Origin of the sequence: Aminobacter anthyllidis (assembly GCF_018555685.1) — a bacterium.
Lineage (GTDB): Bacteria > Pseudomonadota > Alphaproteobacteria > Rhizobiales > Rhizobiaceae > Aminobacter > Aminobacter anthyllidis.
In genome coordinates this window covers 43,538-62,478 of record NZ_JAFLWW010000002.1, presented here as the reverse complement: position 1 = coordinate 62,478, position 18,941 = coordinate 43,538, and the positions used below count along the sequence as shown (strand labels likewise).

19 protein-coding genes and 1 pseudogene are annotated in these 18,941 nt (G+C 63.6%); 11 read left to right on the top strand and 9 right to left on the bottom strand.

Annotated elements, in window-relative coordinates:
* Window positions 1-11 precede the first annotated feature (11 nt).
* Window positions 12-449, top strand: coding sequence for a hypothetical protein (locus tag J1C56_RS05455; RefSeq protein WP_214386812.1), 438 nt, complete (start codon window positions 12-14; stop codon window positions 447-449).
* Between the two features lie 23 nt (window positions 450-472).
* Here J1C56_RS05455 and queF read toward each other — a convergent pair.
* Window positions 473-933, bottom strand: a pseudogene (gene queF / locus J1C56_RS05450) (preQ(1) synthase).
* A 113-nt stretch (window positions 934-1,046) separates the two neighbouring features.
* On the opposite strand from queF, the gene J1C56_RS05445 reads away from it, so the two are divergent.
* Window positions 1,047-3,092 (top strand): FAD-dependent oxidoreductase, encoded by a 2,046-nt coding sequence (locus J1C56_RS05445; protein ID WP_214386810.1) that lies wholly within the window; start codon window positions 1,047-1,049, stop codon window positions 3,090-3,092.
* Here J1C56_RS05445 and J1C56_RS05440 read toward each other — a convergent pair.
* Window positions 3,082-3,981 carry a LysR family transcriptional regulator gene (locus J1C56_RS05440; RefSeq protein ID WP_214386808.1) on the bottom strand — a complete coding sequence of 300 codons (900 nt, stop codon included), beginning with the start codon at window positions 3,979-3,981 and terminating at the stop codon, window positions 3,082-3,084. The genes J1C56_RS05445 and J1C56_RS05440 overlap by 11 nt on opposite strands.
* A 119-nt stretch (window positions 3,982-4,100) precedes the next feature.
* On the opposite strand from J1C56_RS05440, the gene J1C56_RS05435 reads away from it, so the two are divergent.
* Together J1C56_RS05435 and J1C56_RS05430 are read left to right on the top strand one after the other, a co-directional pair.
* Window positions 4,101-5,303: an acyl-CoA dehydrogenase gene (locus J1C56_RS05435; RefSeq protein WP_214386806.1), complete on the top strand. Its 1,203-nt coding sequence runs from the start codon at window positions 4,101-4,103 to the stop codon at window positions 5,301-5,303.
* A gap of 262 nt (window positions 5,304-5,565) precedes the next feature.
* The gene (locus tag J1C56_RS05430; RefSeq protein WP_214386804.1) at window positions 5,566-6,045 is read left to right on the top strand and encodes a cupin domain-containing protein; all 480 of its coding nucleotides are present in this window, start codon (window positions 5,566-5,568) and stop codon (window positions 6,043-6,045) included.
* Window positions 6,046-6,097: 52 nt separating this feature from the next.
* Here J1C56_RS05430 and J1C56_RS05425 read toward each other — a convergent pair whose 3' ends face one another.
* Window positions 6,098-7,213 (bottom strand): mandelate racemase/muconate lactonizing enzyme family protein, encoded by a 1,116-nt coding sequence (locus J1C56_RS05425; protein ID WP_214386802.1) that lies wholly within the window; start codon window positions 7,211-7,213, stop codon window positions 6,098-6,100.
* A 158-nt stretch (window positions 7,214-7,371) separates the two neighbouring features.
* Here J1C56_RS05425 and J1C56_RS05420 point away from each other — a divergent pair, with 158 nt between their 5' ends.
* The 6 genes from J1C56_RS05420 to J1C56_RS05395 all read left to right on the top strand — a co-directional run bounded on the left by J1C56_RS05420 (window position 7,372) and on the right by J1C56_RS05395 (window position 12,549).
* Window positions 7,372-8,559 carry a glycine C-acetyltransferase gene (locus tag J1C56_RS05420; RefSeq protein WP_214386800.1) on the top strand — a complete coding sequence of 396 codons (1,188 nt, stop codon included), beginning with the start codon at window positions 7,372-7,374 and terminating at the stop codon, window positions 8,557-8,559.
* Between the two features lie 55 nt (window positions 8,560-8,614).
* The gene (gene tdh / locus J1C56_RS05415; RefSeq protein ID WP_214386798.1) at window positions 8,615-9,649 is read left to right on the top strand and encodes an L-threonine 3-dehydrogenase; all 1,035 of its coding nucleotides are present in this window, start codon (window positions 8,615-8,617) and stop codon (window positions 9,647-9,649) included.
* A 112-nt stretch (window positions 9,650-9,761) separates the two neighbouring features.
* Window positions 9,762-10,265 (top strand): HPP family protein, encoded by a 504-nt coding sequence (locus tag J1C56_RS05410; RefSeq protein ID WP_214386796.1) that lies wholly within the window; start codon window positions 9,762-9,764, stop codon window positions 10,263-10,265.
* Between the two features lie 111 nt (window positions 10,266-10,376).
* The gene (locus tag J1C56_RS05405; RefSeq protein ID WP_214386794.1) at window positions 10,377-11,294 is read left to right on the top strand and encodes an MBL fold metallo-hydrolase; all 918 of its coding nucleotides are present in this window, start codon (window positions 10,377-10,379) and stop codon (window positions 11,292-11,294) included.
* Window positions 11,260-12,003 (top strand): fumarylacetoacetate hydrolase family protein, encoded by a 744-nt coding sequence (locus J1C56_RS05400; protein ID WP_214386792.1) that lies wholly within the window; start codon window positions 11,260-11,262, stop codon window positions 12,001-12,003. Before J1C56_RS05405 ends, J1C56_RS05400 begins: the two co-directional genes overlap by 35 nt.
* A gap of 9 nt (window positions 12,004-12,012) precedes the next feature.
* On the top strand, window positions 12,013-12,549 hold the full coding sequence (locus J1C56_RS05395) for a DinB family protein (protein WP_214386790.1): 537 nt from the start codon (window positions 12,013-12,015) through the stop codon (window positions 12,547-12,549).
* 45 nt (window positions 12,550-12,594) lie between these two features.
* Here the strand turns inward: J1C56_RS05395 and J1C56_RS05390 are convergent, their stop codons facing one another.
* From J1C56_RS05390 to aztA, 6 genes are all read right to left on the bottom strand, one after another.
* Window positions 12,595-12,933: a protein tyrosine phosphatase family protein gene (locus J1C56_RS05390; RefSeq protein ID WP_214386788.1), complete on the bottom strand. Its 339-nt coding sequence runs from the start codon at window positions 12,931-12,933 to the stop codon at window positions 12,595-12,597.
* A gap of 93 nt (window positions 12,934-13,026) precedes the next feature.
* A complete protein-coding gene (zigA, locus tag J1C56_RS05385; RefSeq protein ID WP_214386786.1) occupies window positions 13,027-14,247 on the bottom strand; it encodes a zinc metallochaperone GTPase ZigA in 1,221 nt (406 codons plus the stop codon).
* Between the two features lie 62 nt (window positions 14,248-14,309).
* Window positions 14,310-15,500 carry a zinc metallochaperone AztD gene (gene aztD / locus J1C56_RS05380; RefSeq protein WP_214386784.1) on the bottom strand — a complete coding sequence of 397 codons (1,191 nt, stop codon included), beginning with the start codon at window positions 15,498-15,500 and terminating at the stop codon, window positions 14,310-14,312.
* A gap of 143 nt (window positions 15,501-15,643) precedes the next feature.
* The gene (gene aztC / locus J1C56_RS05375; protein ID WP_214386782.1) at window positions 15,644-16,579 is read right to left on the bottom strand and encodes a zinc ABC transporter substrate-binding protein AztC; all 936 of its coding nucleotides are present in this window, start codon (window positions 16,577-16,579) and stop codon (window positions 15,644-15,646) included.
* 23 nt (window positions 16,580-16,602) lie between these two features.
* Window positions 16,603-17,469 (bottom strand): zinc ABC transporter permease AztB, encoded by an 867-nt coding sequence (aztB, locus tag J1C56_RS05370; RefSeq protein WP_214386780.1) that lies wholly within the window; start codon window positions 17,467-17,469, stop codon window positions 16,603-16,605.
* A gap of 8 nt (window positions 17,470-17,477) precedes the next feature.
* Window positions 17,478-18,329, bottom strand: a complete 852-nt coding sequence (gene aztA / locus J1C56_RS05365; protein ID WP_214386778.1) for a zinc ABC transporter ATP-binding protein AztA — start codon at window positions 18,327-18,329, stop codon at window positions 17,478-17,480.
* 210 nt (window positions 18,330-18,539) lie between these two features.
* Between aztA and J1C56_RS05360 the strand changes: the two genes are divergently transcribed.
* Window positions 18,540-18,884, top strand: coding sequence for a RidA family protein (locus J1C56_RS05360; protein WP_055979001.1), 345 nt, complete (start codon window positions 18,540-18,542; stop codon window positions 18,882-18,884).
* Window positions 18,885-18,941 lie beyond the last annotated feature (57 nt).

Genomic DNA, 18,941 nt, shown 5'->3' with positions numbered 1-18,941 from the left:
CCGAGGCCGCCATGAAAGCTGCTTTTGCCACCGTCATCCTGCCCTTGCTGGTCACGCCGGCCATGGCTGGGACTGCCGTTGAAGCCGTCAAGCCGTTCTACGACCGCATCGGGCTCGAACTCGATCCGGCCGAGCGCGGCCGCTTCGTCGACCCGGCCAAGGCGGTGTTCGATGCGCGCGACCGGCTTGAGAAATCGGAGCAGGGCGATTGCATTGATACCAACATGCCGCTCGACAGCGTCGCCTACGACAAGGCAGAGCTCGACAAGACCCTGAAGATCATCGGGTCGGAGACCGGCGATACGGCGATCGTGGTAGCGGCCTTCATGGCGGCGGGCGAGCCGCATCGCATGCAGTGGAAACTGAAGAAGGTCGATGGCGAATGGAAGATCGCCGACCTGCTGTCTGTGACCAACGAATGGGCGCTCAGCCAGTATCAATGCGAATGAGCGCCCTGTCCAATCCGAAGCGTTCAGCCGCGGCCGCGATAAGGCGCGACGCCTGTTTCGGGCAGCCACGACCCCTCCGGCGGCGTGCCCGTCTGCCAGAACACGTCGATCGGGATACCGCCGCGCGGATACCAGTAGCCGGCGATGCGCAGCCACAGCGGCTTGGTCGCTTCAACGACGCGGCGGCCGATCATGACAGTGCAATCCTCATGGAAGGCGCCATGGTTGCGAAACGAAACCATGAACAGCTTCAGCGACTTGGATTCGACCAGGAGTTTGTCGGGCGCGTAGTCGATGACGATGTGGGCGAAGTCAGGCTGGCCGGTGACCGGGCACAGCGAGGTGAATTCGGGCAGGTGAAGCGCACGATGGCGGGCGGGCCGCCGACGCGGTCATAGGGCACGGTTTCGAGCATGGCGGTCTCGGGCGAGGCCGGCGTTTCGACCTTGGTGCCAAGCTGGGTAAGGGTGTCGGTGATGGTCATTGGGCGGCTCTTCTGAATGGGCCTGGCTCAATGCCCAAAAGGCGGCATGCGCCAGACTGCACCGGCCAGATTTTCAAGTGGCGTGTATTAGCGCCTGACAATGCGGGAAGGCAATGACCAGCAACGATCCGCTCCTCCAGCCCTATCAACTCCGGCATCTGACGCTCAAGAACCGCATCATGTCGACGAGCCATGAGCCGGCCTATTCCGAGGACGGCATGCCCAAGGAGCGCTACCGGCTCTACCATGCCGAAAAGGCCAAGGGCGGCATGGCGCTGACAATGACGGCGGGTTCGGCGATCGTCTCGCGCGACAGCCCGGCCGCGTTCGGCAACCTGCACGCCTATGACGACGCCATCGTGCCATGGATGGCCGAGCTGACCGAAGCCTGTCACGAGCACGACTGCAAGGTGATGATCCAGCTGACCCACCTTGGCCGGCGGACCGGCTGGAACAAGGCCGACTGGTTGCCGGTGCTCAGTGCCTCGCCGGTGCGCGAGGCCGCCCACCGCACATTCCCCAAGACCGCCGAGGACTGGGACCTCGACCGCATCGTCGCCGACTACGCCTCGGCCGCCCAACGCATGCAGGCGGCGGGGCTCGATGGTATCGAATTCGAGGCCTACGGCCACCTGATCGACGGCTTCTGGTCGCCTGTCACCAACCACCGCGACGATGATTATGGTGGCTCGCTCGACAACCGCTTGCGCTTCACCTGGCGGGTGATCGATGCCGTGCGCGCCGCCGTCGGCCCGGATTTCCTCGTCGGCATCCGCATGGTCGCCGACGAGGATATGGACAAGGGGCTGTCGAAACAGGAGGGCATCGAGATCGCCCGGCGCCTGGCCTCGTCAGGCAAGTTCGACTTCCTCAACATCATTCGTGGCCATATCGACACTGATGCCGCGCTGACCGGCGTGATCCCCATCCACGGCATGCCGTCCTCGCCGCATCTCGACTTCGCCGGTGAGGTGAGGGCGGCGACGAAGTTTCCGGTCTTCCACGCCGCGCGCATCTCGGATGTCGCAACGGCCCGCCACGCGATTGCTGCGGGCAAGCTCGACATGGTCGGTATGACGCGGGCTCACATCGCCGATCCGCATATCACGAGGAAGGTGATGGCCGGCGAGGAGCACCGGATCAGGCCCTGCGTCGGCGCCACCTACTGCCTCGACCGCATCTATGAGGGCGGCGGCGCGCTGTGCATCCACAACGCCGCCACCGGCCGCGAAGCAACGATCCCGCATGTGATTTCCCGCACCGACGGCCCGCTGCGCAACGTCGCCGTTGTTGGCGCCGGTGCTGCGGGGCTGGAGGCAGCGCGCGTGTTGGCCGAGCGCGGCCACAAGGTGACGGTGCTGGAGGCATCAAGCCAGGCCGGCGGGCAGGTGCGGCTGGCAGCCCAGAACCCGCGCCGGCGCGAACTGATCGGCATCGTCGACTGGCGCCTGGCCGAATTGGAGCGCCTCGGCGTCGAGATACGCTACGACATCTGGGCCGACGCCGACGATGTGTTGGCCCTTGACCCGGACGCTGTGGTGATCGCTACCGGCGGCCTGCCGCAAAACCCGCCGCTCGACGCCGGCGACGATCTGGTGACGTCGAGCTGGGACATCATCGCCGGCAGCGTCAAGCCGGCGGAAAACGTGCTGCTTTATGACGACAATGGCGGCCATCAGGGCATGACGGCGGCTGAACTGATCGGCAAGGCAGGTGCGAAACTTGAGCTGGTCACGCCCGAGCGCCTCTTTGCACCCGAAATCGGCGGCATGAACCACGTGCCCTATATGGAAGCCTTTCATCGCAACGGCGTCAAAATCACCATCAACACCCGGCTGCAGTCGGTGCGGCGCGAGGGCAACCAACTGGTGGCAACGCTGTCTTCCGACTACGCCAAGGGCTGGAGCGAGGAGCGACGGGTCGATCAGGTCGTGGTCGAGCATGGCACGTTGCCGCTCGACGACCTTTATGTCGAGTTGAAGCCGCTGTCGAAGAATGGTGGCGCCATCGACTATGAGCGCCTGATCCATGGCGGCGACATTTTTCCGGACAAGAACCCGGCCGGCCGCTTCCTGCTGATGCGCATCGGCGATGCCGTGCAGGCACGCAACATCCACGCCGCCATCTATGACGGCATCAGGTTTGGCCTCAGGATCTGACGGGCGTCGCCTCGCCCGTCAGCCAGCGGACGAATTCGCGCAGGCCCGGGCGATCCTCGCTGCCGGGGCGGAAGGCGAGCCGGTAGGGCACTTCGCCGGCGATGCGGTTTGGCGAGGCCATGATCAGCTTGCCTGAGGCGAGTTCGCGTTCGGCCAGCACCTCCGGCACCAGCGCCACGCCGAGGCCGGCGACCGCCGCCTCGACGACCATCGAGAACTGTTCGAAACGATGGCCGCGCAAGGTGGTGCGCGGATCGATGCCCGCGGCCTGGAACCACTGCAGCCACAGGGTCGGGCGGGTCGATTGCTGTAGCAGCGGCAAGGCGGCAAGCTCGGCATCGTCGAGAGCCGCGCGCCCGTCGAGCAGGGTCGGCGAGGCCACGACAACGAGTTCCTCGTCGAACAGGCGCACCACACCCATCTGTCCTGGCTCCACCGGGCCGCGCTGGATCGCGGCGTCGAAGGTTTCCGTCTCGAGGTCGACAGTATCGAGCCGCACCGCTAGGTCGATGGCGACAAGCGGATGGGCGGCGTGGAACCCCGCAAGCCTGGGGATCAGCCAGCGGTCGGCGAGGGTCGGCAGGACGGCGATGCTCAACACGTCGGACTGGCCGCCGAAGGCCATGGTGCGCACCGCCGCTTCGTGCAGGGCGTCGAGGATCGCTTCGGCGTCGCGGGCGAAGCGTCGGCCAGCGTCCGACAGCGCCAGCCGCTGCCGTACTCGGTGGAACAGCGCCACGCCCAGCCGGTCTTCGAGCTGGCCGATCGAGCGGCTGACCGAGCTCTGCGTCAGGCCGAGCTGATCGGCAGCGCGAATTGTCGTGCCGAGGCTGGCGCAGGCGCGAAACGCCTCAAGCTCTGCAATCGTTGGGACGTAGCTGCGGCGCATGGCCTGGCCTCAGGTCGAGTTGATCGAATTTACGCATAAACTATGCAAGATTACTTGTTAGCGAAAAGCGCTGAAGCGGTCTAGGATGGCCAAGAATTCACCCATTTTCCGGAGGAACCATGAGCGCATCCACACCGGCCGGCGGCGGCAGCTTTGTCTGGGCCGACCCGTTCCTACTTGAAGACCAGCTGACCGAAGACGAGCGCATGGTCCGCGACGGCGCCGCCGCCTTTGCTGCCGACAAGCTCGCCCCGCGCATCGAGGAAGCCTATCTCGACGAGAAGACCGATCCGGCGATCTTCCGCGAAATGGGCGAGGCCGGCCTGCTGGGCATCACCGTTCCCGAGGAGTATGGCGGCCTGGGTGCCAGCTATGTGACCTACGGCCTCGTCGCCCGTGAAGTCGAGCGCGTTGATTCGGGCTATCGCTCGATGATGTCGGTTCAGTCGTCGCTGGTGATGTACCCGATCTATGCCTATGGCTCGGAGGAACAGCGCAAGAAGTACCTGCCCAAGCTTGCCTCCGGCGAATGGATCGGCTGCTTCGGTCTGACCGAGCCGGACGCGGGCTCCGACCCGGGTGGCATGAAGACCCGCGCCGAGAAGACCGCCAACGGCTACAAGATTTCCGGCTCGAAAATGTGGATCTCGAACGCGCCGATCGCCGACGTCTTCGTCGTCTGGGCGAAATCGGCCGCCCATGACAACCAGATCCGCGGCTTCGTGCTCGAAAAGGGCATGAAGGGGCTTTCGGCGCCGAAGATCGGCGGCAAGCTGTCGCTTCGCGCCTCGATCACCGGCGAGATCGTCATGGAAGGCGTCGAAGTCGGCGAAGACGCCCTGCTGCCGAACGTCTCGGGCCTGAAGGGGCCGTTCGGCTGCCTCAACCGCGCCCGCTACGGCATTTCCTGGGGCGTCATGGGCGCTGCCGAAGACTGCTGGCATCGGGCCCGCCAGTATGGCCTCGACCGCAAGCAGTTCAACAAGCCACTGGCAGGCATGCAGCTTTACCAGAAGAAGCTGGCTGACATGCAGACCGAGATCGCGCTTGGCCTCCAGGGCTCGTTGCGCGTCGGCCGTCTGATGGACGAGCACAAGTTCGCACCCGAGATGATCAGCCTCGTCAAGCGCAACAACTGCGGCAAGGCCCTCGACATCGCCCGTGTCGCCCGCGACATGCATGGCGGCAACGGCATCCAGATCGGCTACCATGTCATGCGCCACGCGCAGAACCTGGAGACGGTCAACACCTATGAGGGCACGCATGACGTGCATGCGCTGATCCTGGGCCGCGCCCAGACCGGCCTGCAGGCCTTCTTCTAAGACTTTGCCATATCAAAAAACCGCGTCAGGCGGTCGCGAAGCAGCGCTTCGCGGCCGCCTTTCTTTTTGGCTATCGAACCGCATTCGAGCGCAACGCGACTTTCGCTTTCAGGTTTAGGAGTTGCGAATATATTTCGACTTAAGCGCGAATTGTTTCATTGGGTTGAAACAGTAGCCAAGGCTGCCAACCTCAAACGGTTACATCGTGCCGATAACTCCCATTCTGGCCGGCTGTTTCGCCGGGTTGCGGGGAGAATAATCTGTGAGCGCCCAGACCAAGGCTGAGAACGCCAACCAGATTTTGTGGTTCGGCGACAACCTCATGACGATCCGCGTGCCGGCGAGCGCCGGCGAAGACCAGATCAGCGTCATCGAATGCCGCATGCCGCAAGGCGAAACGTCGCCGCTGCATGTCACCCTCAGCGGCGACGAGGTCATTCACATCCTCGAAGGCACGATGCAGTTCCATGTCGACTGCAAGGTTTTCGTCGCCCATGCCGGCCAAACTGTGATGGCGCCCAAGGGGCTTCCGCACAATTTCCGGATCGAATCCGCGGAATGTGCCACTTGCCTCATCGTCACCCAGGGTGGCGAGTTCGAGCAGATGGTTCGTCAGATGAGCCTGCCGGCGCCGATTGGGAACCTGCCACCAAGGGCCGAGCGTACGCCTGAAGCAACGCAGCGTTTCTTCGACACTTGCGCCCAACACAACATCGAGGTCGTCGGCGCCCCGCTACCATAGCGCCGACCACCGGCTGGACGGGTGCGGGGGCGTGTCCGTCCAGCCATCTCTTTCAAATGCCGCAGGCAAACAGCGGTTCGCCGAACACATCAGGATCGACAGCAAGACCGAGGCCCGGTCCACCGGGCAGAGCCATCATGCCGTCGGCGATCGCAAACGCGCCACGTGCGTTCGAGACAGTCACCCAGTTGTGGAAATCGACAGTGTGTTGCCTGAGATGTTCGGGCGTGGACAGCAGCAGTCCTGAATAGGCTGCCGTGTCGATCTGCGCGCCACCGGTGTCCTCGATCGTGACCTTCAGGTTCTTGGTTATGGCGATGTCGCGCAACAGTTTTGCGCGCGTGAGCCCTCCCACCCGCGCGAGCTTGATGGTGATGCCATCGACGAGCCCGTCGCTGATCGCCCGGATCAGCACATCAGTGCCGTCGATGCTTTCATCAAGCACCAGCGGCCGGTCGGTGGCGCGGCGTATGGCCAGGTTTTCCTCGTAGCTCGCGCAAGGCTGCTCAAGCGTGTAGTCGAGATTTCGCGTCGCCATCAGGAAACGCCGCGTCTCGGCCGTGCTCCAGCTCGCATTGGCGTCACAGAACAGTACGGTGTCGGCGGGTACCGATGCCCGCACTGCTTCCAGCCTTGCGATGTCCTCGTTGACGTCGAGCCCGACCTTGACCTGCAGGCGACGGTAGCCCTCGGTGATGTATTTCACCGCCCGAGCGGCCATGGCGTCCGGCGCCTGCTGGGCGATGGAGCGGTAAAGCGCGAGGCTCTCTCCCTCGGCGCCGCCGGACAGGGCAGCCAAGGATAGCCCTGAGCGTTTCCCGGCCAGATCCCAAAGCGCCATGTCGATGGCCGACTTGGCATAGGGATGCCCCTTGAGCAGCAGGTCCATGCGCCGGTTCAGCGCTTCGATGCCCGATGCGGCGCAGCCGAGCAGCTGCGGTGCGAGCTCCTTCATCGCCTCGCGGGCGCCTGAGGCAAAGGCGGGATCATAGAAGCTGCCGAGCGGCGCCATCTCGCCGTAGCCCTTGGCACCGTCCCGGCTGGTGATCTCGACGATGGTCGAATCAAAGCCCTCCGCGCTGCGACCACCCGAGCAGCGGTAGGTACCATCGCGAAACGGTTGCCATTGCCGGAAGATCTGGATGCTCGAAATTGCAGCGCCGTTCATGCCATTTTCCCGCGAAATTGCCGTCAAAATCAGGCTGACCTTAGCGCGCGATCGACCGCACCGAAGCGAAGGAAGCGGCGAGCGGCCAAGTCGTATTTGTGATAGCGTTTCTTGCCGCTTCGGCGGAATTTCCGGCGGCAAGCAGGGAGCAGATGCGCATGAGCGGCAATTTCCTTTCCCATATTTCCTCCGAGCTGGAATCATTGAAGTCCGCCGGTCTCTATAAGTCCGAACGCGTCATCACCTCGACGCAGAGCGCCGAGATCGAAGTCGGCGGCGAGAAGGTGCTGAACTTCTGCGCCAACAACTATCTCGGTCTTGCCGACAGCCATGAACTGCGCGACGCCGCCAAGAAGGCGCTCGACCGCTACGGCTACGGCATGGCCTCGGTACGCTTCATCTGCGGTACGCAGGAAGAGCACAAGGAACTGGAGGCGAAGCTGTCTGCTTTCCTCGGCATGGAGGACACGATCCTCTACTCCTCCTGTTTCGATGCCAATGCGGGCCTGTTCGAAACGCTGCTCGGCGAAGAGGACGCCATCATCTCGGATGCGCTGAATCACGCCTCGATCATTGATGGGGTGCGACTGTCGAAGGCCAAGCGCTTCCGCTATGCCAACAACGACATGGCCGCGCTCGAAGAAGAACTGAAGAAGGCTGAGGGCAGCCGCTTCAAGCTGATCGCCACCGACGGCGTGTTCTCGATGGACGGCATCATCGCCAATCTTAGGGGTGTCTGCGACCTCGCCGAGAAGTATGGGGCGATGGTGATGGTAGATGACAGCCATGCCGTCGGTTTCGTCGGCCAAAACGGACGTGGCACACCGGAACATTGCGGCGTCGAGGGCAGGGTCGACATCATCACCGGCACGCTCGGCAAGGCGCTCGGCGGCGCCTCCGGCGGCTACACCTCGGCCAGGCGCGAGGTCGTCGACTGGCTGCGCCAGCGTTCGCGGCCCTATCTGTTTTCCAACACGCTTGCGCCCTCCATCGCCGGCGCCTCGATCAAGGTGCTGGACCTGATCGGCGAGGGCGGCCCGTTGCGCGCGAAGCTCTATGCCAACGCCGAGCGTTTCCGATCCGGCATGGGCAAGCTCGACTTCACGCTCGCCGGCGCCGACCATCCGATCATCCCGGTCATGCTGGGCGATGCGACGGTGGCCCAGGAGATGGCCGCCCGGATGCTGAAGCGCGGCATCTACGTCATCGGCTTTTCGTTTCCGGTTGTGCCAAAGGGCGCTGCGCGCATTCGCACGCAGATGTCGGCGGCACATTCGACAGCCGATATTGATCGCGCGATAGCGGCGTTCGGCGAGGTCGGGCGCGAGCTGGGCGTGATTTCATAACACAGCTAGAATTGCCAAAAGCGATTCCGGATCAAGCGATTCCAAGGACAAGACAATGTCGAACATGATGCGAGCGCTGGTTAAGGCGAAGGCTGAACCGGGTATCTGGATGGAAGAGGTGCCGATGCCAGAGGTCGGCCCCAACGACGTGCTGATCAAGGTCAGGAAGTCGGCGATCTGCGGCACGGACGTCCATATCTACAATTGGGACCAGTGGGCGCAGAAGACCGTGCCGGTGCCGATGGTGACTGGACACGAGTTCGTCGGCACGGTCGCCGATTTCGGTGCCGGGGTGACGGACTACAAGGTTGGTCAGCGTGTCTCGGGCGAGGGCCATATCGTCTGCGGCCATTGCCGCAATTGCCGCGCCGGGCGCGGACATCTGTGCCGCAACACACTCGGCGTCGGCGTCAACCGGCCAGGTTCCTTCGCCGAATACGTCGCCATTCCCCAGCACAATGTCGTGCCGATCCCCGACGACGTGTCGGACGAAATCGCTGCAATCTTCGACCCGCTCGGCAACGCGGTACACACCGCACTGTCCTTCGACCTAGTTGGCGAGGACGTTCTGGTGACCGGTGCCGGGCCGATCGGCATCATGGGGGCGCTGGTCGCCCAATGCGTCGGCGCCCGAAAGGTCGTCATCACCGACATCAACCCGACCCGGCTGGCGCTGGCACGCAAGATGGGCATCCATCACGTCGTCGACGCCTCCAAGGAAAAGCTGCGCGACGTGATGCGCGACGAAGGCATGACCGAGGGCTTTGACGTCGGCCTTGAGATGTCGGGATCGGCAGTCGCTTTCCGCGACATGATCGACACCATGAACAATGGCGGCAAGATCGCCATCCTCGGCATTGCGCCGACCGGCTTCGAGATCGACTGGAACAAGGTCATCTTCAAGATGCTGCATCTCAAGGGCATCTACGGCCGCGAGATGTTCGAGACATGGTACAAGATGATCGCGCTGGTGCAGGGGCCGCTCGACGTCACCGGCCTCATCACTCACCGCATCGGCATTGACGACTATCAGGCCGGTTTTGACGCCATGCGTAGCGGCAATTCCGGCAAGGTGGTCATGGATTGGTAGGGGGATTCCAGGGAAAGATTTTTCACTGTGGGGCGAAAAATCGAATAAAGCCACGTTGCCAGCCGAAGCCCTGATTTGCTATTGAAGCGGGCCCTTCGGCCTGGAAACGCAGATGCGCCGTCACATACGCACCCTTACTGCCCGGCATGAGCCGAAAGGACAGATGATCTCGCACGTCAAGTCGGGATCGGGCGCGATTGTCGGCCTGGCGGCCGTCGGCGGCCTGGCATCGGTCACCGGCCTGCCGATGTTGATCGCGCCGCTGGGCGCAACCGCCGTTCTGCTATTCGGCCAGCCCGCCAGCCCGTTGGCGCAGCCCATCAACATCTTCGCCGGTTATTTCATCGCCACGCTGGTCGGCGTCGGCGCCGCGATGGCTTTCCCAGGCCTGTGGGAAGTGTCGGCCGTGGCGGTCGGCGTCTCGATCGCGCTGATGCTGATGTTCCGCGTCACCCATCCTCCGGCGGGAGCGATCCCGCTGGTGGCAACGGCTACACCCTATCAGGGCAGCACGCTGTTCATCGTGGTGCTGTTGAGCTGCATAAGCCTGCTGTTGCTGGCTGTGGTTCATCACTGGATCCCGCCACGCGCGCAATATCCGCGCCGCGTCGATTGACGCTTTGATCTTGCCTCGGCCATCGCCGGCGCTCTAGCTTGGCGCAGGCATGAAGAGGCGTGGCATGAAGCTTGAAATCCAAATCGAAGCTGTTCGCTTGGGCAGGGGCGCATGAGCGACCGGCTCGTCCTGCTCGGCACCAAGGGCGGCCCGGCGATCAGGCCAGGCGGTCCGTGGCCGACATCGACGCTGCTCGAGCTCGGCGGCCGCACCGTTATCGTCGATTGCGGGCTCGGCGTGACGCGCGGAGTGACTGATGCGGGTCTCAGCCTCAAGGCGCTCGACCTGATTTTCATCACGCATCTCCATTCCGACCATGTGCTGGAACTCGGACCGCTGCTCCACACGGCCTGGACCGCTGGGCTTGCGACACCGGTCAGGCTTTTTGGCCCTGCCGGGTTGAATCAATACTGGCAGCGTTTCGTGCAAGCGCTTGAATTCGACATCGAAACCCGGATCGATGATGAAGGCCGCCCGGATCTGCGCGAGATGGTCGAGGTCGTGGAGTTCGGCGAGGGCAATGTGCTGCAGGATGGCGAACTCCTGGTCACGGCCTTGCGTGTCGACCATCCGCCGGTGACGGAGTGCTTTGCCCTGCGCTTCGAGAACCTGGGTACGAGCATCGTCTTTTCGGCCGACACTGCATTCTTCCCGCCCTTGGCGGATTTCGCGCGCGGCGCCGATGTCCTGCTTCACGAAGCGATGCTGGAGGAGGGTGTTGAGCGGCTGGTGGCACGCACCGGCAACGGGGCGCGGCTGCGCGAGCACCTGATGGCGAGCCATAGCCTGGCCGGCGAAGCGGGCACGATCGCGGCGCGTGCCGGCGTCGGACGCCTGGTGCTCAACCACCTCATTCCAGCCGACGATCCTGACATCGCCGAGGGCGATTGGGTCGAAGCTGTCAGGAAAACATGGAATGGTCCCTTGACGATCGGCCGCGACGGGCTTGTTGTGTCGGTTAAGGGTGATAACGCCCGCAATCGGGAGGACCTGCATGAAACTGGCGACGCTGAAGAACGGTTCGCGTGACGGGAAACTGGTCATCGTCTCGCGCGACCTGACGCGATACACCGATGCCTCGTTCCTGGCACTGAGCCTGCAGGCGGCGCTCGACGACTGGCGCCGGATTTCCCCGCACCTCGCGGCCCTGGCTGAATCGCTCGAACTTGGCTCGGTTCCGTCATCGCGGTTCCACGAACATGATGCTCACTCGCCCCTGCCGCGTGCCTACCAGCGGCTTGGCGGTGGCGATGCCTTTGCCGGCCCGCGCGATCCCATCGAACTGCCCGGCAAGATCCGCGACGCCAAGGTCGACGCCGCTGTCGCAGTGATTGTCGCCGACGTTGCCATGGCGGCGACGGAAGAGGCGGCGAAGGAGGCGGTTGCCCTGATCGTGCTCTCCACGGACACGATTCTGGACGGCGGCCAGACCGGCACGTCGGCCTTGTCACCTGTCGCGGTCACGCCCGACGAGCTGGGAGACGGATGGGACGGGGCGGTGCACCTGCCGCTCATTGCGGGCGCGCGCGACGTAACCTCGGTCTGGACCAGCTTCCCCAAGGTGGTCGCGGAGGCCGCGGCGAGCCGCGCGATCGGCACCGGTGCCATCGTCAGGGGCGCGGTCGAAACGCTGTCGGTCTCGCTCGGCGATACGTTGCGGGTAGAGATGAAGGACAAGGCCGGTCACTCGATCTTCGGCGCCATCGAACGCCAGGTCGGCAGGTTCGAGCCGGCCTGATACCGCAGGATGGAACTGACCAGCCATTTTCGCCGCATGGCGCGGAACAATCTGTGGTCGAACGACCGCATCTACCGCGGCTTGCTGGCGTTGCAGCCAGGCGAATTCGAGGCAAAGCGGACGAGCTTTTTCCCCTCGCTCAAGGAAACGCTGAACCACATACTGGAAGTCGACCTGTTCTATCTCGACATGATCGAGGAGGGTGGCGAAGGGCGAAAGGTGTTTGACCGTTTCGTCGCGTTCGACGACGCGGAAGCCCTTGCCACGGCGCAGGCCGAGTTCGACCGTAGGCTGGTTGCCTGCTGCGACGGTCTGAGTGCAGCCGATCTGGACAGGCGCGTGCTGTCGGATCGCGGCGAGGCCGGCCAGATCCCCGAGCGCATCGGCGACCTGCTGGCGCATCTGTTCATCCACCAGATCCATCACCGCGGCCAGGTGCATGCGATGCTGTCGGGCACATCGGTTGCGCCGCCGCAACTCGACGAGTTCTTCCTCGACTACGACCTGCGCTTCAGGGGCGAAGAGGTCGAACGGCTGGGGATTTAGCAGGGCAAGACGCGTGTCGGTGGCCGCGTCTTGCCGGTTGGCCGATCAGCCCTTGCTCTGCTGGATCGCCATGTAGAGATTGGTGCAGCGCGTGCCCGAACGGCAATAGGCGAACACCGGGCCGTCCATCTCGTCCAGCGCGTCGGCCATGTCGGCGACATTGTCGCCGGTCATGGCGCCGCTGATGACGGGGATGTAGCGGAAGGCGAGGCCGGCGGCTTCGACGGCGGCCTTGACGCTGTCGGCGGAAGGCTGGCCCGGCTGCTCGTCATCGGGCCTGTTGCAGATGACGCTCTTGAAGCCGGCGGCCTTGATGGCGGCAACCTCATCAGGCGTGATCTGGCCGGAAACCGAGTAGTCTTCGGTGATCTGGCGGTATTCCATTTTCGTCCTCGCACGTTTGTTGGCCGCTCTGGCGGCATGTCGGCGCCAGTCTTGCCACTGTCGGAGCGACGGGGCAACTCCTGTTGGTCATGGTCAGGCCGCTGGGCGATCCCAGGACGGGAACGGGTCGGCGAGGTCACGCCATTGCTCGGGAGCGAAAGTCGAAGTGTCGACCAGGCAATTGTCGAGTTCAGCCCTGATACGAACTTCGTTCATCGGGTCGCAGCCGATGAAGACGATTTCCTGGCGCCGGTCACCCCAGTGGGGATCGAGATAGGGCTTCATCGCCTCGTGCCATTCGGGAAATTCAGGCCACTGTCCGCGCGGTACCGCCGACCACCATAGACCGCGTTTGCCGGTGCGAACCAGAGCTCCGGCCTGGCTGATCTCGCCAACGAGGCTGGGCCGCGTGGCTAGCCAGAAGAAGCCCTTGGCGCGGACGACGCCTGGCCATTCGCGGCGGATGAAGCCGTGCAGTTTCACCGGGTCGAACGGTCGCCGCTCGCGATAGACGAAGGAGCGGATGCCATATTCTTCGGTCTCGGGGATGTGGTCGCCAAAACCGTTCAACTCCTTGAACCAGAGCGGGTGCTGTTCGGCCTTGTCGAAATCGAAGCGGCCGGTGCCGAGGATCTTGTCGATCGGGACATGACCGAAATCGGTTTCGATCAGTTCGGCATCGGGATTGAGTGCGCGGATGATCTTGCGCGCGCCGTCGCGGTCGGCGGCGCTGGCCGCTTTTGCCTTGTTCAGCACCACGACGTCGGCGAATTCGATCTGCTCGACAAGCAGGTCGACCAGCGCGCGATCATCTCCGTCGCCAGCCTGCTCCCCGCGATCGCGCAGGAAGTCCGATGATGAATAGTCCTTCAGCAGGTTGGCGGCGTCGACGACCGTCACCATCGTGTCGAGGTGGGCGACGTCGGACAGGCTGTCGCCGTTCTCGTCGCGGAACTGGAAGGTTGATGCCACGGGCAGGGGTTCGGAAATCCCGGTCGATTCGATGAGCAGGTAGTCGAAGCGCTGCTGCTGGGCGAGCGCGCGCACCTCCTTGAGCAGGTCGTCGCGCAAGGTGCAGCAGATGCAGCCATTGGTCATTTCGACCAGCTGCTCGTCGGTGCGCGAAAGATTGGCGCCGCCATCGCGAATGAGCGCCGCGTCGATATTGATCTCGCTCATGTCGTTGACGATGACGGCGACGCGAAGGCCGTCGCGATTGTTGAGGACGTGGTTGAGAAGCGTCGTCTTTCCTGCTCCGAGGAAACCGGAGAGCACTGTCACGGGCAGTCGCGCCGGCTTGTTTGGGACGGGCATTTGTCATTCCCTTCGATGTGGGTGGAACGGTCCCGCGGCGGACGCCGCCGGACCGGGGCTGGTCAGTGCGTTTCGCCGGAGCCGCCGACGGCCACGAGGTTGAAGGGCTTGCCTTCGAGCGCGATGTCGTCGCCCTGCTTGAAGCTTTCGGCATCGACGACGTGCAGCACGCTCTTGAGCGGGTCCGAGACGACGATGCGGCTGCCGGCGACGGCGATGCGCGGGCGCGGATCGCTCCAGTGGCCGTCCATGCTGTAGGGGTCGGTCAGCTTGAGCGAGGCGTCGATCTTGCCCGCGACCACGTCGATGCGGTGAAGCTGACCGTCCTCGGTGAAGACATAGGCGAATTTCGCCCGCACCGGATCCACAGTGAAATGCACCCGGCGCGTCGGCAGGTCGATGAGCCGGAAGGCGTCCTCGGACTTCGGGTCGATAAGCACGACGGCACTTGGGCCGTAGTTGCCAAGGAAATACTGCAGGCCGCGTCCGCCGACCAGCGTCGTCGATTTCCCCTCCGGCAAGGCCCTGTCATAAGGCAAAAGCTCGATCTTGCCGTCCCCGCTGGTGACAAGAAGCCCTTCGGCGCAGGCAATGGCCACCAGGTTGCCTGACGATGCCTCGCCATGCAGGTCGGGGCAGGCATGGACGTCACCGACGGTCGCGCCGGCACGATCGACGACACGAATGCCGACCGGCAGTTCGTCAGGCTTGTCGAAATTGGGTTCGGAGACCAAGACCTGCTCGCCAAGCGCCACGGCGACACCGTGATGCGGTGCTGCGGTCGCTACCTCGCGGATGGCCGGCTTGCCTTCCAGTATGTCGGCCTCGCGGCTGACCCGCGTCTTGCCTTCGCCGTCGAAGAACAGCGCGATGTCACCATCATGGTCGACGAAATGAGACGGCTTCTTGCCCTCGAAGCTGACGTCGAGCAGCCTGGGTGCCTCGACCTTGATGTCGCCGTGGTCGCCATGGTCGCCGAACGAAATGCCGCTCGACAATACCGAGATGGTGTCGCCCTTGCCTTGCACGGCAAAGACTGTGCGTCCGCTGTCCGAGCGGTAGAGGCTGGTCGGTGCCTTGACGTTGAACGTTTCGATCTTCTTGCCTGTCTCCATGTCCAACGCGTGGACAATGGGCGCGCCATAATCGGAAACGAACAGCCGCCATGCGGTTTGTTCCCCGGCGAAGGCTGGAGCAGCGGCGATGCCTAGCAGAACGGCAAGCGCAGACGTGGTGGCGAGCAGGTGTTTCATGTCTTCCTCGTATAATGTTATTACATAACAGGTGAATTTGAGAAAAAAAGGCGAGGTTCTTGGCCCCGCCTTCGCTCAGGCTGGTTGATGGGGCCTGGTGCGGCCTTGCAGGGGCGCCGAGTCCCCCGGTCGACCGCGTCTGGCTAGCTGCCGAGGATCGCGCCTTTGATGGTGGCGATGTTGGCTTTCATCATGTCGATGTAGGTCGCCGCCGGGCCATCGGCCTTTGACAGCGCGTCGGAATAAAGCGTGCCACCGACCTTCACGCCGGTTTCGGCCGAAATCTGTTCGACAAGGCGCGGATTGGTGATGTTTTCGACAAAGATCGCCGAAGCCTTGTCGTCACGAACCTGCGAGATCAGCGCCGCCACATCGGCAGCCGACGCTTCGGCCTCAGTCGAAATGCCTTCAGGCGCCAGGAATGTCACGCCATAGGCGTTTTCGAAATAGCCGAAGGCATCGTGCGAGGTGATGATCGTGCGCTTCGCTTCAGGGATCGACGCTACCGCATCCTTGACCTCGGTCTCGACCGCATCGAGCTTGGCCGTGTAGGTATCGGCGTTGGCCTTGTAGGCATCGCAGCCGGCGGCATCTGCCGCGCAGAAGGCATCGGCGATGTTTTTCACATAGATCTTGGCATTGGCGATCGACTGGAAGGCGTGCGGGTCGAGATCGCCGTGGTTATGGTGATCTCCGCCTGCCTCGGCGGCGTGCTCATGCTCGTCCTTCATCTTGATCGGCTCGACGCCCTTGGTCAGCTCGACGACCGATGCCTTGGTGGCGCTCGCCTCGACGAGGCGCTGCAGGAAGCCTTCGAACTGCAGGCCGTTGACCAGGACGACGTCGGCCTTCGACATCTTTACCGCGTCTGCGGGCGAGGGCTCGTAGACATGGGCATCGCCGTCGGGGCCGACCAAAGTGGTCAGTTCGATACGGTCACCGCCGACATTTTGGGCAAAATCGCCGATGATCGAGAAGCTGGCCACGACTTTCAACGGTTCAGCCGAGACCGAAGTCGCGGTTAAGGAAGTTAATGTTATAACACTCATCAGCGAGGCGAACCCAATTGTCCTGAGCATATGTCTCTCCATCTTGAAGCGGATCAGGCGGTGCGGTGGCGGTGGCGGCGAAGCCTGGTGTTGAAGACGCCGCGCGTGCCGAAAAGAATGGACGCGAGATAGATCGCGCCTGCCGAAAGGATGATCGCTGGGCCGGAGGGCAGGGATGCGTGGTACGACACCAGCAACCCGCTGACGCAGGATATCGCGCCGAAGCCGAAGGCAAGCACGCACATCGGTTCGACGCGCGAGGTCCAGAAACGTGCCGCTGCTGCCGGCAGCATCATCAGGCCGACCGAAAGAAGCGTGCCGAGCGCCTGGAAGCCGCCGACCAGGTTGAGCACGACGAGGCCGAGGAAGATGAAGTGGGCCGGCGTGCCCAGACGGCTGACCGAGCGCAGGAACAGCGGGTCGAGGCATTCGGCGACCAGCGCGCGCCAGAAGATGGCGAGCGTCAGCAGCGTGACGCCCGAGATCAGCGCGATCAGCGTCAGGGCGTCGTCGTTGAGCGCCAGCACGGTGCCGAACAGCACATGCATCAGGTCGACGCTCGAGCCGCGCAGTGACACGATCAGCACGCCGAGCGCCAGCGAGATCAGGTAAAAGGCAGCCATCGAGGCGTCTTCGCGCTGCACGGTGAAGCGTGAAACGGCACCCGCGCCGAGCGCCACGATGACGCCAGCGATCAAGCCGCCAATGGTCATCGGTACGATCTGCAGGCCGTAGAGCAGGAATCCGGCGGCAGCACCCGGAAGGATGGCATGCGCCATGGCGTCGCCGGTCAGGCTCATGCGCCGAAGCATCAGGAAGACGCCGACCGGGCAGGCGCCCAGCGCCAGCATCAGCGAGCCGGCAAGCGCGCGCTGCATGAAGCCGAATTCGACGAAGGGGGCGATCAGGAAATCATACATGGCGAAGGTCACGCTGCCCGGGGACCGGATTCATGGTCGGGATGATCATGGACTTCGCCGTGATCATGATGGTGACGCTCGTCATGCCCATGCGCATGGGCATGGGAATGCGCATGCCCGTGGCCGTCGTCCGGCTCGCACCAGGGCGCATCGTCATGCCAGGCTTCGTCAAAGCGCCGGGCCTTGAGGAGGTTTTCCGGCCGCAGGACCTCTTGCGTTTCGCCCCAGGCAACCGGTTGGCGGGCCAGCAGCAGCGTGTTGGGAAAGTGCGCGCGTACCAGCTCGAGGTCATGGGCAACGACCATCACCGTGCGGTTTTCGCCGTGCCAGCGCTGGATCAGCTTGATCAGGTCGCCGACAGTCTTGGCGTCGACCGCGTTGAACGGCTCATCGAGCAGGATCAGGTCGGCATCCTGCACCAGCACCCGGGCAAACAGGGCACGCTGCAGCTGGCCGCCGGACAGCGTGTCGATGGCGCGCTTTTCGAAGCCTTCGAGACCAACGGCCATCAGCGCCTTCGAGACGGAGTCGCGGTCTTCCCTGGTGTAGCGACCGAGCAGGCCGCGCCGGGGCCATAGACCGAGCGAAACCAGATCGACGACGCGGGCGGGAAAGCTGCGATCGAGCTCCGACTGCTGCGGCAGATAGGCGACGCGCTTGCCCGATGTGACCGTGCAAATCCCGGCCATCGGCTTCAACACGCCGACGATGCCCTTCATCAGGGTGGACTTGCCCGAGCCGTTGGCGCCAACGACTGCCGTCAGCGAACCGGACCTGATCGAGCCGTTTAGGTGATGCACCGCCGGATGGCTGTTGTAGCCAAGCGTCAGATCCTTGAATGTCAGGCAGGCGTCGGTCATCGGCTTGTCATGCTCTGCGGCGGCGAAGTCGTCATTGGATATGTGATGTTATTACATTAGTCAACGACGCCAACGGCACTATCCGGTGGATTTGCGCGGCAAACCCGATGAGCAATGCGGCTGGCCCACGTAATTCGACCACTGCGGCCTTGCGCCGAGGGGGTGGCAAAATCTAAGAAGGCGCCACCCCTAACGGAAGGAGACCACCCCATGAGCGTTCGTCGTATCGATGTCGGCCCCCGCATGAGCCAGATCGTCATCCACAACAACACCGTTTACCTGGCTGGCCAGGTTGGCGCCCCCGGCGAGAGCGTTGCCGCGCAGACCAAGGCCATCCTGGCTGAGATCGACGCGCTGCTGGCCAAGGCCGGCACCGACAAGACCAAGATCCTGCAGGCGATCATCTGGCTCGACGACATGTCGACCTTCGCCGAGATGAACTCGGTCTGGGACGGCTGGGTGCCCCAGGGCAACACGCCTGCGCGCGCCACCGGCGAAGCCAAGCTGGCTGGTCCTGAGTACAAGGTCGAGATCATCGTCACGGCCGCTGCATAAGCGACGGTTTTCGGCTTGAAGCCTAAAAGAACGCCGCGCGTCCTCGGGATGCGCGGC

Bases quoted from the DNA above. Each gene is read 5' to 3' on its own strand.
- J1C56_RS05405 (WP_214386794.1), top strand. From the start codon at position 10,377: ATGAGCGACCGGCTCGTCCTGCTCGGCACCAAGGGCGGCCCGGCGATC.
- aztA (WP_214386778.1), bottom strand. From the start codon at position 18,329: ATGACCGACGCCTGCCTGACATTCAAGGATCTGACGCTTGGCTACAAC.
- J1C56_RS05400 (WP_214386792.1), top strand. From the start codon at position 11,260: ATGAAACTGGCGACGCTGAAGAACGGTTCGCGTGACGGGAAACTGGTC.
- J1C56_RS05395 (WP_214386790.1), top strand. From the start codon at position 12,013: ATGGAACTGACCAGCCATTTTCGCCGCATGGCGCGGAACAATCTGTGG.
- zigA (WP_214386786.1), bottom strand. From the start codon at position 14,247: ATGCCCGTCCCAAACAAGCCGGCGCGACTGCCCGTGACAGTGCTCTCC.
- tdh (WP_214386798.1), top strand. From the start codon at position 8,615: ATGTCGAACATGATGCGAGCGCTGGTTAAGGCGAAGGCTGAACCGGGT.
- J1C56_RS05360 (WP_055979001.1), top strand. From the start codon at position 18,540: ATGAGCGTTCGTCGTATCGATGTCGGCCCCCGCATGAGCCAGATCGTC.
- J1C56_RS05435 (WP_214386806.1), top strand. From the start codon at position 4,101: ATGAGCGCATCCACACCGGCCGGCGGCGGCAGCTTTGTCTGGGCCGAC.
- J1C56_RS05420 (WP_214386800.1), top strand. From the start codon at position 7,372: ATGAGCGGCAATTTCCTTTCCCATATTTCCTCCGAGCTGGAATCATTG.
- aztB (WP_214386780.1), bottom strand. From the start codon at position 17,469: ATGTATGATTTCCTGATCGCCCCCTTCGTCGAATTCGGCTTCATGCAG.
- J1C56_RS05445 (WP_214386810.1), top strand. From the start codon at position 1,047: ATGACCAGCAACGATCCGCTCCTCCAGCCCTATCAACTCCGGCATCTG.
- J1C56_RS05425 (WP_214386802.1), bottom strand. From the start codon at position 7,213: ATGAACGGCGCTGCAATTTCGAGCATCCAGATCTTCCGGCAATGGCAA.
- aztD (WP_214386784.1), bottom strand. From the start codon at position 15,500: ATGAAACACCTGCTCGCCACCACGTCTGCGCTTGCCGTTCTGCTAGGC.
- J1C56_RS05455 (WP_214386812.1), top strand. From the start codon at position 12: ATGAAAGCTGCTTTTGCCACCGTCATCCTGCCCTTGCTGGTCACGCCG.
- J1C56_RS05440 (WP_214386808.1), bottom strand. From the start codon at position 3,981: ATGCGCCGCAGCTACGTCCCAACGATTGCAGAGCTTGAGGCGTTTCGC.
- aztC (WP_214386782.1), bottom strand. From the start codon at position 16,579: ATGCTCAGGACAATTGGGTTCGCCTCGCTGATGAGTGTTATAACATTA.
- J1C56_RS05390 (WP_214386788.1), bottom strand. From the start codon at position 12,933: ATGGAATACCGCCAGATCACCGAAGACTACTCGGTTTCCGGCCAGATC.
- J1C56_RS05410 (WP_214386796.1), top strand. From the start codon at position 9,762: ATGCGCCGTCACATACGCACCCTTACTGCCCGGCATGAGCCGAAAGGA.